General features: G+C 71.7%; 11 protein-coding genes. 5 read left to right on the top strand and 6 right to left on the bottom strand.

Features of this window, described 5'->3' with window-relative positions; all coding sequences use genetic code 11:
• Positions 1-242: 242 nt before the first annotated feature.
• From tkt to pgl, 5 genes are read left to right on the top strand one after another with little or no spacing between them, the layout of a single operon-like run.
• Complete coding sequence (gene tkt / locus ACY0MR_RS27435) at positions 243-2,330, top strand: transketolase (protein WP_404079831.1); 2,088 nt, start codon at positions 243-245, stop codon at positions 2,328-2,330.
• 36 nt (positions 2,331-2,366) lie between these two features.
• Positions 2,367-3,485 (top strand): transaldolase, encoded by a 1,119-nt coding sequence (gene tal / locus ACY0MR_RS27430; RefSeq protein WP_473555925.1) that lies wholly within the window; start codon positions 2,367-2,369, stop codon positions 3,483-3,485.
• A gap of 5 nt (positions 3,486-3,490) precedes the next feature.
• A complete protein-coding gene (gene zwf, locus ACY0MR_RS27425) occupies positions 3,491-5,023 on the top strand; it encodes a glucose-6-phosphate dehydrogenase (protein ID WP_361850060.1) in 1,533 nt (510 codons plus the stop codon).
• Complete coding sequence (gene opcA, locus ACY0MR_RS27420) at positions 5,020-6,066, top strand: glucose-6-phosphate dehydrogenase assembly protein OpcA (protein WP_361850058.1); 1,047 nt, start codon at positions 5,020-5,022, stop codon at positions 6,064-6,066. The genes zwf and opcA overlap by 4 nt, the downstream gene beginning before the upstream one ends.
• Entirely contained in the window at positions 6,063-6,845 is a 783-nt protein-coding gene (pgl, locus tag ACY0MR_RS27415) for a 6-phosphogluconolactonase (protein ID WP_404079834.1), read from the top strand. The genes opcA and pgl overlap by 4 nt, the downstream gene beginning before the upstream one ends.
• Positions 6,846-6,867: 22 nt before the next feature.
• Here pgl and ACY0MR_RS27410 read toward each other — a convergent pair whose 3' ends face one another.
• The 6 genes from ACY0MR_RS27410 to tpiA form a co-directional block, all read right to left on the bottom strand.
• A complete protein-coding gene (locus tag ACY0MR_RS27410) occupies positions 6,868-8,520 on the bottom strand; it encodes a PH domain-containing protein (RefSeq protein ID WP_473555921.1) in 1,653 nt (550 codons plus the stop codon).
• Positions 8,517-9,017, bottom strand: a complete 501-nt coding sequence (locus tag ACY0MR_RS27405; RefSeq protein ID WP_388802557.1) for a PH domain-containing protein — start codon at positions 9,015-9,017, stop codon at positions 8,517-8,519. Before ACY0MR_RS27405 ends, ACY0MR_RS27410 begins: the two co-directional genes overlap by 4 nt.
• A gap of 4 nt (positions 9,018-9,021) precedes the next feature.
• Positions 9,022-10,683, bottom strand: a complete 1,662-nt coding sequence (gene pgi, locus ACY0MR_RS27400) for a glucose-6-phosphate isomerase (RefSeq protein WP_392863693.1) — start codon at positions 10,681-10,683, stop codon at positions 9,022-9,024.
• 303 nt (positions 10,684-10,986) lie between these two features.
• Positions 10,987-11,322, bottom strand: coding sequence for an RNA polymerase-binding protein RbpA (locus ACY0MR_RS27395; RefSeq protein WP_071891222.1), 336 nt, complete (start codon positions 11,320-11,322; stop codon positions 10,987-10,989).
• Positions 11,323-11,399: 77 nt separating this feature from the next.
• Positions 11,400-11,630 (bottom strand): preprotein translocase subunit SecG, encoded by a 231-nt coding sequence (gene secG / locus ACY0MR_RS27390; RefSeq protein ID WP_017238647.1) that lies wholly within the window; start codon positions 11,628-11,630, stop codon positions 11,400-11,402.
• Positions 11,631-11,727: 97 nt separating this feature from the next.
• Positions 11,728-12,507 carry a triose-phosphate isomerase gene (tpiA, locus tag ACY0MR_RS27385; protein ID WP_388802554.1) on the bottom strand — a complete coding sequence of 260 codons (780 nt, stop codon included), beginning with the start codon at positions 12,505-12,507 and terminating at the stop codon, positions 11,728-11,730.
• Positions 12,508-12,511: the final 4 nt, after the last annotated feature.

The raw sequence follows: 12,511 nt of genomic DNA, 5'->3' as shown, positions 1-12,511 counted from the left end.
CACTGTAGACGTTGCCCAGACGCCGATCTTCGCGGGGGTGGGGTCGTGTTGGGGCGGTGTGTCCCAAGGCGTGGACGCGCTTCGGGAGGCGAAGTCACACGGGCGGCGGCAGTCTTGCTCTGTCCGCTCATTTGAGGGGCATGCACACGAAAAGAGGGACGTTCCGGCGGGGGTAGGCTCGACAACGCCGGTACACCCTCAGTCACCGGCTTCAGACATGTGGAGAGGAGCCCTGACCCAGGGTGAGCACTAAGCCGACCACCACAGACCTCGAGTGGACCGAGTTGGACCAGCGGGCCGTCGACACCGCCCGCCTCCTGGCGGCGGACGCCGTACAGAAGGTCGGCAACGGCCATCCCGGTACGGCGATGAGCCTGGCGCCCGCCGCGTACACCCTCTTCCAGAAGGTGATGCGGCACGACCCGGCCGACCCCGAGTGGGTCGGGCGCGACCGGTTCGTCCTCTCCGCCGGCCACTCGTCCCTGACCCTCTACACCCAGCTGTACCTGGGTGGCTTCGGTCTCGAGCTGGACGACCTGAAGGCCTTCCGCACCTGGGGTTCGAAGACCCCCGGCCACCCGGAGTACGGCCACACCGCCGCGGTCGAGACCACCACCGGCCCGCTGGGCCAGGGCGTGGCCAACGCCGTGGGCATGGCGATGGCCGCCCGCTACGAGCGCGGCCTGTTCGACCCGGAGGCCGCCCCCGGCACCTCCCCGTTCGACCACCGCGTCTACGCGATCGCGGGTGACGGCTGCCTCCAGGAGGGCATCTCCGCGGAGGCGTCCTCGCTGGCCGGCCACCAGAAGCTCGGCAACCTGATCCTGCTGTGGGACGACAACCACATCTCGATCGAGGGCGACACCGAGACGGCCGTGTCCGAGGACACGATGAAGCGGTACGAGGCCTACGGCTGGCACGTCCAGCGCGTCGAGCCGAAGGCCGACGGCGACCTGGACCCGGCCGCGCTGTACGCGGCGATCCGTGCCGCCGAGGCCGAGACCGAGCGTCCGTCGTTCATCGCGATGCGCTCGATCATCGCCTGGCCCGCCCCGAACGCGCAGAACACCGAGGCCGCGCACGGCTCGGCGCTCGGCGACGACGAGATCGCGGCCACCAAGCGCGTGCTGGGCTTCGACCCGGAGCAGACCTTCGAGGTCACCGACGAGGTCATCGCGCACACCCGCGCGCTGGGCGACCGGGGCCGCGAGGTCCGCGGCGAGTGGGAGAAGTCGCTCGCCGAATGGCGTACGGCCAACCCGGAGCGCGCCGCCGAGTTCGACCGCATCCAGGCCAACGAGCTGCCGGCCGGCTGGGCCGAGAAGCTCCCGGTCTTCGAGCCGGGCAAGGGTGTCGCCACCCGCGCCGCCTCGGGCCAGGTCCTCAAGGCGCTCGGCGCGGTCATCCCGGAGCTGTGGGGCGGCTCGGCCGACCTCGCCGGCTCCAACAACACGACGATCGACAAGGACTCGTCGTTCCTGCCCGAGGGCAACCCGCTGCCGGAGGCCGACCCGTACGGCCGCACGATCCACTTCGGCATCCGCGAGCACTCCATGGCCGCGGAGATGAACGGCATCGCCCTGCACGGCAACACGCGCGTCTACGGCGGCACCTTCCTGGTGTTCTCCGACTACATGCGCAACGCGGTGCGGCTGTCCGCGCTGATGCACCTCCCCGTCACGTACGTCTGGACCCATGACTCGATCGGTCTGGGCGAGGACGGCCCGACGCACCAGCCCGTGGAGCACCTGGCCTCGCTGCGCGCGATCCCGGGTCTCAACGTGGTCCGCCCGGCCGACGCCAACGAGACGGCGATCGCGTGGCGCGAGATCATGCAGCGCCACACCAAGGTCTTCGGGAAGGGCGCCCCGCACGGTCTGGCGCTGACCCGCCAGGGCGTGCCGACGTACGCGCCGAACGAGGACACCGTCAAGGGCGGCTACGTGCTGTTCGACGCGGAGGGCGGCGACGCCCAGGTCGTGCTGATCGCCACGGGCTCCGAGGTGCACCTGGCCGTCGAGGCCCGCGAGCAGCTCCAGGCCGCCGGCGTCCCGACCCGGGTGGTCTCGATGCCGTCCGTGGAGTGGTTCGAGGAGCAGGACCAGGCCTACAAGGACTCCGTCCTGCCGCCGTCGGTCCGGGCCCGGGTCGCGGTCGAGGCCGGCATCGGCCTCACCTGGCACCGCTACGTCGGGGACGCCGGCCGGATCGTCTCCCTGGAGCACTTCGGTGCCTCGGCGGACGCGAAGGTCCTGTTCCGCGAGTTCGGTTTCACGCCGGAGGCGATCGTCGCCGCCGCGCGGGAATCGATCGACGCCGCCGCGCGCTGACGCGCATACGTACGACTCAATGGAGATGGAACTCTCATGACAGACGCTCTCAAGCGCCTCTCCGACGAAGGCGTCGCGATCTGGCTGGACGACCTTTCGCGCAAGCGGATCACGTCCGGCAACCTGGCCGAGCTCATCGACCAGAGCCATGTGGTCGGTGTGACCACCAACCCGTCGATCTTCCAGAAGGCCATCTCCTCGGGAGACGGCTACGAGCAGCAGCTCGCGGACCTCGCCGCCCGCAAGGTGACCGTCGACGAGGCCATCCGCATGATCACGACGGCGGACGTCCGTGACGCCGCCGACATCCTGCGGCCGGTGTTCGACGCGACGGACGGCCAGGACGGCCGGGTCTCGATCGAGGTCGACCCCCGTCTCGCCCACGAGACGGCCCCCACCATCGCCGAGGCCAAGCAGCTGGCCTGGCTGGTGGACCGCCCCAACACCCTCATCAAGATCCCGGCCACCCGGGCGGGTCTTCCGGCGATTACCGAGGTCATCGGCCTCGGCATCAGCGTGAACGTGACGCTGATCTTCTCGCTGGAGCGCTACCGCGCGGTGATGGACGCCTACCTGGCGGGTCTGGAGAAGGCCCGCGAGCGCGGCCTCGACCTCTCCAAGATCCACTCGGTGGCCTCCTTCTTCGTGTCCCGCGTGGACACGGAGATCGACAAGCGCCTGGACGGCATCGGCACCGACGAGGCCGAGGCGCTCAAGGGCAAGGCCGCGCTGGCCAACGCCCGCCTGGCCTACGAGGCGTACGAGGAGGTCTTCTCCTCGGACCGCTGGGCCGCCCTCGACAAGGCGCAGGCCAACAAGCAGCGTCCGCTGTGGGCCTCGACCGGCGTCAAGGACCCGGCGTACAAGGACACCCTGTACGTCGTGGACCTGGTCGCCCCGGGCACGGTCAACACCATGCCCGAGGCCACCCTGGAGGCCACCGCCGACCACGGCGTCGTCTCCGGTGACACGGTGCGCGGCACCTACGACCAGGCGCGTGCGGAGCTCGCGGCCGTCGAGAAGCTGGGCATCGCCTACGACGACGTCGTCCAGCTCCTGGAGGACGAGGGCGTCGAGAAGTTCGAGGCGTCCTGGAACGACCTTCTCCAGTCCACCGAGGCGGAGCTCCGGCGCCTCGCACCTTCGGAGGCGTAAGCACCTTGAGCGCAGTCCACGGAGCCAACCCGCTCCGTGACGCCGCAGACCGACGGCTCCCGCGCATCGCGGGGCCGTCGGGTCTGGTGATCTTCGGCGTCACGGGCGATTTGTCCCGTAAGAAGCTGATGCCTGCCGTCTACGACCTGGCCAACCGCGGCCTGCTGCCGCCGGGCTTCTCGCTCATCGGCTTCGCCCGCCGCGAGTGGCAGGACGAGGACTTCGCGCAGGAGGTCCACGACGCCGTCGAGCAGCACGCGCGCACCCCGTTCCGCGAGGAGGTGTGGCAGCAGCTGATCCAGGGGATGCGTTTCGTCCAGGGCGACTTCGACGACGACGACGCCTTCGAGCAGCTGAAGGACACCATCGAGGAGCTGGACAAGGCGCAGGGCACGGGCGGCAACTTCGCCTTCTACCTGTCGGTCCCGCCGAAGTTCTTCCCCAAGGTCGTCCAGCAGCTCAAGAAGCACGGGCTCGCCGACCAGAAGGACGGCTCCTGGCGCCGCGCGGTCATCGAGAAGCCCTTCGGCCACGACCTGGTCTCCGCCAAGGAGCTCAACGAGGTCGTGCACGAGGTCTTCCCGCCGAACGAGGTCTTCCGGATCGACCACTACCTCGGCAAGGAGACCGTCCAGAACATCCTGGCGCTCCGCTTCGCCAACACCCTCTTCGAGCCGATCTGGAACCGGTCGTACGTCGACCACGTGCAGATCACCATGGCCGAGGACATCGGCATCGGCGGCCGCGCCGGCTACTACGACGGCATCGGCGCCGCCCGTGACGTCATCCAGAACCACCTGCTCCAGCTGCTCGCGCTGACCGCGATGGAGGAGCCCGCCTCCTTCGACGCCGACGCGCTGGCCGCCGAGAAGACCAAGGTCCTCGGCGCGGTGAAGCTGCCCAAGGACCTGGGCGAGTCCACGGTCCGCGGTCAGTACGCGGCCGGCTGGCAGGGCGGCGCGAAGGCCGTCGGCTACCTCCAGGAAGACGGCATCGACCCGAAGTCGAAGACCGACACCTACGCGGCCATCAAGCTGGAGATCGACAACCGCCGCTGGGCGGGCGTCCCCTTCTACCTGCGCACCGGCAAGCGGCTCGGCCGCCGCGTCACCGAGATCGCGGTCGTCTTCCAGCGCGCCCCGCACTCCCCCTTCGACCACACCGCGACCGAGGAGCTCGGCCGCAACGCCATCGTCATCCGGGTCCAGCCCGACGAGGGCGTGACGATGCGGTTCGGCTCCAAGGTGCCCGGCACCCAGATGGAGATCCGGGACGTGTCCATGGACTTCGCCTACGGCGAGTCCTTCACGGAGTCCAGCCCCGAGGCGTACGAGCGGCTCATCCTCGACGTCCTGCTCGGCGACTCCAACCTCTTCCCGCGCGTCGAGGAGGTCGAGCTGTCCTGGAAGATCCTCGACCCGATCGAGCAGTTCTGGGACAAGCACGGCAAGCCCGCGCAGTACCAGTCCGGGACCTGGGGTCCGGTCGAGGCGGACGAGATGCTCGCACGAGACGGACGGAGCTGGCGCCGGCCATGAAGACCGACCTGACGGACACCACGTCCTCCAAGATCAACAAGGCGCTGGTGCTCGGGCGGCGGGCGATCGGCACGCCGGCCGTCGGCATGGTGCTCACCCTCGTCATCGTCACCGACGAGGAGAACGCCTACGACGCGCTGAAGGCTGCGAACGACGCGTCCCGCGAGCACCCCTCGCGGACCCTCGTCGTCATCAAGCGGGTCTCGCGCTCCCCGCGGGACCGTTCCAAGGCACGGCTCGACGCCGAGGTCCGCCTCGGCGCCGACGCCAGCACCGGTGAGACGGTGGTCCTCCGGCTGTACGGCGAGGTCGGCGACCACGCCCAGTCGGTGGTCCTGCCGCTGCTCCTGCCGGACGCCCCCGTCGTCGTCTGGTGGCCGGTGAACGCGCCGACCGACCCGGCGAAGGACCCGCTGGGCGCCCTCGCCCAGCGCCGGGTGACCGACACCTACGCCGCCGAGCAGCCCATCCAGGAGCTGACGGCGCGCGCGGACGCGTACACCCCGGGCGACACGGACCTCTCGTGGACCCGGATCACCCCGTGGCGCTCGATGCTCGCCGCGGCGCTCGACCAGGTCGTGTGCGAGGTGACCTCCGCGGAGGTCGAGGGCGAGGAGTTCAACCCGAGCGTCGAACTGCTCGCCATGTGGCTGGCGGAGCGGCTGAAGATCCCGGTGCGCCGCTCGAAGTCGGCGGGTCCCGGTCTCACCTCCGTACGGATGGAGACCAGCTCCGGCCCGATCGTCCTCGACCGCCCGGACGGGTCGCTCGCCACGCTCTCCATCCAGGGGCAGCCCGACCGCGCGGTGGCGCTCAAGCGCCGCGACACGGCCGAGCTGATCGCGGAGGAGCTGCGCCGGCTGGACCCGGACGACACCTACGCGACGGCACTGCGGTTCGGCCTCGAACGGCTCGACGAGGAGGCGGCCGTCACGGCCCCCGAGATCGTCGCCGATTCGGTCGGGACGCCCGCCGAGGAGCCCGCCGCACCGGCCGCCAAGCCGGCGAAGAAGGCTCCGGCCAAGAAGGCGGCCGCCAAGTGAGCACCCCGCAGCTGGTCGTCCACCGCGACAAGGAGCTGATGGCCGAGGCCGCGGCGGCCCGGCTGATCACGAGGATCGTGGACGCCCAGGCCGCCCGCGGCTCCGCCTCGGTGGTCCTCACCGGCGGACGCAACGGCAACGGCCTGCTGGCGGCGCTCGGTTCGGCGCCCGCGCGGGACGCGATCGACTGGTCGCGGCTCGACCTGTGGTGGGGCGACGAGCGCTTCCTGCCCGAGGGCGACCCCGAGCGGAACGTCACCCAGGCCCGGGAGGCGCTGCTCGACCGGGTGCCGCTCGACCCGGCGCGGGTGCACGCCATGCCCGCCTCGGACGGACCGTACGGTTCCGACGTCGACGCGGCCGCGGCCGCCTACGCGGAGGAGCTGGCGGCCGCCGCGGGTCCCGGCGACCACGGCGGGGTGCCGGCCTTCGACGTCCTGATGCTGGGCGTCGGCCCGGACACCCATGTCGCCTCGCTCTTCCCCGAGCTGCCCGCGGTCCGCGAGACCGAGCGGACGGTGGTCGGCGTGCACGGCGCGCCCAAGCCGCCGCCGGTCCGTGTCTCGCTGACCCTTCCGGCGATCCGGGCGGCCAGGGAGGTCTGGCTGCTCGCCGCGGGTGCGGACAAGGCCAAGGCCGCGGCGATCGCGCTGTCCGGCGCGGGCGAGGTGCAGGCCCCGGCGGCCGGCGCCTACGGCAGCGCGCGCACGCTGTGGCTGCTGGACGCGGCCGCGGCCGCGGAGCTGCCGCGGGACATGTACCCGCCGGCGTCCGCCTGACCCGACGCCCCGGAGGCCCGGTTCACCCCTCGGTGGACCGGGCCTCCGGCGTCGGTACGGGTTCCAGGAAGGGCCCGAGCAGGTCCGGTACGGCGTCGGCGGCGAAGACCAGCCCGCGGCTGCGGTCCGCGTCGAGGATGTCGTACGCCCCCGCTCCGGCCGCCGTGGTGGCGGTGAGGGTCAGGACGCCGGCCCGCCGCTGGAAGTAGGACTGCTTGACGGTCCACCCGATGACGCCGGACCGCTGGAGGGCCACCGTGACCCGCCGGACCGTACCCGAACGGGTGACCAGGTACGCCCCGCTGACGCCGTGTCCGAGCGCGCGGTAGGCGTCGAGGGCGAACAGCACGGCGACCGGGCCGAGGACGACCGCGCAGCCGGCCGCCACGTACAGCAGGACCGGGGCGAGGAGGAGTCCGAGGAGGACGAGCACCGCCACGGGCGCCAGGACGCCGCCCAGCGCCCAGCGCACCCTCCGGGTGCGGGCGGCCCGGGGATGGGCGGTGAGCGGGGCCCCGGTGGGCGGCTCCGGCTCGCGCAGGACCTGGGCGGCGACCCGGTCGGCCACCGCCCGCTCCGCGGCCGGAAGCAGGGTCTTGAGGTCGGCGTGCCGGTCGTCGTCGTCCTCGACGAGCCCGGTGGCGACCGCGTCGACGCGGGCCGCCCCGACCAGGCGGACGCCGAGCGGCTCGACCAGCTCGATGCCGCGCAGCCGCCGCTCCTCTATGGAGACGGAGCGGGCCGTGAAGAGGCCACGGGAGACCCGCAGGGTGCCGCCCGGCTCGCGCTCCAGGCGGTAGTTCCACCACATCTCGACCCAGAGGCCGAGGGCGCCGACGGCCCCGGCGACGGTGGCGAGGAGGACGAGGGCGAGGATCGTCCAGGGGACGGAGACGTCCTGGAAGCGGTCCCCTATCCAGTCGATGACCTTCCCCTGCGCGCCGAACCACTCGCTGACCTGCATGACGGCACCGGCCGCCGCGCCGCCGAGGGCGGGCGCGACGAAGGAGACGGGTGCGTAGCGGATCCAGCGCGGGTCGAGCGTCGCGAGGGCGTGCTCGCGGTCCGGCTGCTCGGGGGCGGCGCGGCGGGCGAGCAGCTCGTGGCGCAGCCGCTCCCCCTCGGCCCGGGTGACCAGGTCGAGTTCGAGCGTGGACTCGCCGCCGCCGGTGTGTTCGCCGGTGCCGATGCGGACCTTGACGAGGCCGAGGACGCGCTGGAGGGGGTTGGCGGTGAGGTCGGCGCTGCGGATGCGCTCGCGGGCCAGCGAGCGGCGCTGGACGACGAGGAGGCCGGTGTGCAGCTCCACCCGTTCGGCGCCGATCCGGTAGCGGGTGCGGCGGAGGCGGACGGTCTCCGCGAGGATGTCGGCGACCAGGGCGAGGGCGACGCCCGAGGCGACCCAGACGACGGCCTGCCACAGCGGGCGAGGTCCGGCGAGCGCGAAGGTGACGGGCAGCGCGGCGCCGGCGAGGACGCCGGCGAAGAGGACGACCCGGACGAGGACGGTCCGGGGATCGAGGCGGAGCCAGTCCGCGTCCCCTGTCCCTTCGGCCGCCGGGGTCCGGCTCTCCCCGGGGCCCGGCGCGCGGGCGCCGTCGGGGCCCGGACGCCGGTCGCCGCCGGGGGCCGGGTCCGGCACCCGCGCGGCGGCCGGGTCCGTCGCCTCGCTCATGTGGCGTCCCCGGGGGTGGCCTGGGTGATCACGGTCAGCCGCTCGGCGAGCCCGGCGGCCAGTTCGTGGTCGAGGCCCCCGATCCGGAGGGCTCCCTTGGAGGAGGCGGTGGTCACCGTGACGGTGGCGAGCCGGAAGGCCTGTTCCAGCGGGCCCCGCGAGGTGTCGACGGTCTGGATCCGGGACATCGGCGCGATGCGCCACTCCTGCCAGAAGGCCCCCGTGCGGACGTAGACGGCGTCCTCGGTGACCTCCCAGCGGTGCACCCGGTACCACCAGGCGGGGAGGAACGCGGTGCAGGCGAGGCCCAGGACCGCCACGGCCCCGGCGGCGACCAGCAGCCAGAACCGGGCGGGCCCGATGAGGGCGCCGAGGACGCCGAGGACCGCCACCGGCACGGCGGTGGTCGCCAGGACTCTGCTGCGCCACCAGGCGACGGCCCGCTCGTCCACGGCGTTCCTCGGCGGCCGCAGCCGCACCGCGTTCTCCCCCGTCACGGCTCTACCGTCCGCGCAGCGTGCGGTAGGCGGAGACCAGTCCGGCGGTGGAGCTGTCGAGGTGCTCGCCGCCCTGGGCCCCGTCGGCAGCGGTCAGGACCGGCTCGATCCGCTTGGCGAGGACCTTGCCGAGTTCCACGCCCCACTGGTCGAACGAGTCGATGTTCCAGACGGCGCCCTGGACGAAGACCTTGTGCTCGTACAGCGCGATGAGCTGGCCGAGGACGGAGGGGGTCAGCGCGTCGGCGAGGATCGTGGTGGTGGGGTGGTTCCCCTGGAAGGTCTTGTGCGGGACGAGCTCCTCGGGGACGCCCTCCGCCCGTACCTCGTCGGGGGTCTTGCCGAAGGCCAGCGCCTGCGTCTGGGCGAAGAAGTTGGCCATGAGCAGGTCGTGCTGGGCGACGAGGCCCGGCGGCAGGTCGTCGACCGGTCGCGCGAAGCCGATGAAGTCGGCCGGGATGACCTTGGTGCCCTGGTGGATCAACTGGTAGTAGGCGTGCTGCCCGTTGGTGCCGGGGGTGCCCCAGACGACGGGTCCGGTCTGCCAGTCGACCCGGTCGCCCTGGCGGTCCACCGACTTGCCGTTGGACTCCATGTCGAGCTGCTGGAGGTAGGCGGTGAACCTGGACAGGTAGTGCGAGTACGGCAGGACGGCGTGCGACTGCGCGTCGAAGAAGGCGCCGTACCAGACCCCGAGGAGGCCGAGGAGCAGCGGTGCGTTCTCCTCGGGCGGGGCGGTGCGGAAGTGCTCGTCGACGAGGTGGAAGCCGTCGAGCATCTCGCGGAAGCGCTCCGGGCCGATGGCGATCATCAGGGAGAGGCCGATGGCGGAGTCGTACGAGTAGCGGCCGCCGACCCAGTCCCAGAACTCGAACATGTTCGCGGTGTCGATGCCGAACTCCTCGACCTTCTCGGCGTTGGTCGAGAGGGCGACGAAGTGCCGGGCGACGGCTTCCTGGCCGGCTCCGAGGCCGTCGAGGAGCCAGGTCCGCGCGGAGGTGGCGTTGGTGATCGTCTCGATGGTGGTGAAGGTCTTCGAGGCGACGATGAACAGCGTCTCGGCCGGGTCGAGGTCGCGGACGGCCTCGTGGAGGTCGGCTCCGTCGACGTTGGAGACGAAACGGAGCGTCAGGTCCCGCCGAGTGAAGGAGCGCAGGACCTCGTAGGCCATGGCGGGGCCGAGGTCGGAGCCGCCGATGCCGATGTTGACGATGTTCTTGATCGGCTTGCCGGTGTGCCCGGTCCACTCCCCCGCCCGGACCCGGTCGGAGAACGCGGCCATCTTGTCGAGGACGGCGTGGACGCCGGGGACGACGTTCTCCCCGTCGACCTCGACCACGGCCCCGCGGGGGGCGCGGAGCGCGGTGTGGAGCACCGCGCGGTCCTCGGTGGTGTTGATCTTCTCGCCGCGGAACATGGCGTCGCGGAGCTCGGCGACGCCGGTGGCGGCGGCCAGTTCGCGCAGCAGGGTCAGCGTCTCGTCGGTGACGAGGTGCTTGGAGTAGTCCAGGTAGAGGTCGCCGACGCGCAGGGCGTAGCCGGTGCCACGCTCCTCGTCGGCGGCGAACAGGTCCCGCAGCCGGGTGTCGCCCAGCTGCTCACGGTGCTTGCCGAGGGCCGCCCACTCGGGCAGCCGGTTGAGCCTGGTGCGGCCTTCGTTGTTCATCTCGGACATCGCCCACTTCTTCTCGTACTGCTTGTCTGCCCCGCTGCCTCTCCAACCTAATTGATCAGAGGGGCCGAAGCGGCGACGGCGAGCGCGAACGGCGGCGCCGCGAGCAGTGCCGGGGTGAGCGGTCCCCGGCCGGCGGCCGGCGCGCCGCCGGGGGCCGCCCCGAGCGGGGCGCCCGACAGGACCGGGCAGCCGGTCCGGACGGTCCGGAGACAGCAGACGCCGAGACGCCGAACGGGCCTTGCCCGCGAACCGAGTTCGCGGGCAAGGCCCGTTCGTCACATCGTCACACCACGCTCAGATCTCGCCGCGCAGCTTGGCCAGCGCCTCGGCGAGGATCGCCTCGCCGTCCGCGTCGCTGCGCCGCTCACGCACATAGGCGAGGTGGGTCTTGTACGGCTCCGTGCGCGGCGGGTCCGGCGGGTTGTCCCGGTCCTGACCGGCCGGGAAGCCGCATCGCGGGCAGTCCCAGGTCTCGGGGATCGCCGCGTCGCTGGCGAAGCTCGGCTGCGTCTCGTGCCCGTTCGAGCACCAGAAGGAGATGCGGGCGCGCGGCGCGGACTCGCCCCGCTCGGCCTCGCCCATCGGCCCCGCCCCGACCCGGCTTCCCCGAATCGCGTTGCCACTTGCCACGGTCGTAACTCCCTGCGTGATGGTGCTCGAAGATGCCCCAGTCTACGTAAGGCCCAACGCGCGTCCAGTGTTCGGAGTTACCCGTCCAACTTCATCAGCAGACCGAGCACCACAATGCAGGCGAACCAGAGCAGACCGACCACGACGGTGATGCGGTCCAGGTTGCGCTCGGCGACCGAGGAGCCACCGACCGAGGACTGCATTCCGCCTCCGAACATGTCGGAGAGGCCGCCACCCTTGCCCTTGTGCATCAGCACGAGCAGCATCAGCAGCCCGCTGAAGACGATGAGGGCGATCGAGAACCCCATAACCACGGCTGGACCAACTTCCTCGGACTTGTACGGACGGGGGCCGGGCACCTGCCCGACCCCCGCAAGGGTACGACGTAACTCCGCTACCGCATACTCACTGGTCGCGGAAGCGGACGATCTTGACGAACTCGTCGGCGTCCAGGGCCGCGCCGCCCACCAGGGCGCCGTCGACGTCCGGCTGGGCCATGATCGCGCCGACGTTCCCGGACTTCACCGAGCCGCCGTACTGGATGCGGACCTTGTCGGCCAGCTCCTGCGAGTACAGCTCGGCGAGGCGGCCGCGGATCGCGCCGCAGACCTCCTGGGCGTCCTCGGGGGTGGCGACCTCGCCGGTGCCGATGGCCCACACCGGCTCGTACGCGATCACGATCGTCTCGGCCTGCTCGGCCGGGACGTCCTTGAGGCCGCCGTCGAGCTGGGCCAGGGTGTACGCGACCTGGTCGCCGGCCTTGCGGATGTCCAGGCCCTCGCCGACGCAGAGGATCGGGGTCACGCCGTGCTTGAAGGCGGCCTTCACCTTGGCGTTGCAGATCTCGTCGTTCTCGGCGTGGTACTGGCGGCGCTCGGAGTGGCCGACGGCCACGTAGGCGGCCTTCAGCTTGGAGAGCATCAGGCCCGAGATCTCGCCGGTGTAGGCACCGGAGTCGTGGGCCGAGATGTCCTGGGCGCCGTACTTGATCTTCAGCTTGTCGCCGTCGATCAGGGTCTGCACGGACCGCAGGTCGGTGAAGGGGACCAGGACGGCGACCTCGCAGGCGTCGTAGTCCTTGTCGGTCAGGGCGAAGGCGAGCTTCTGGACGTGGGCGATGGCCTCGAGGTGGTTGAGGTTCATCTTCCAGTTGCCCGCCATCAGCGGGGTGCGGGTGCTGCTCATCAGG

The sequence above is a fragment of the Streptomyces sp. JN8 genome, assembly GCF_055808075.1.
Note: the sequence above shows the minus strand (reverse complement) of the source record. Positions and strands in the feature narration are given on the sequence as shown.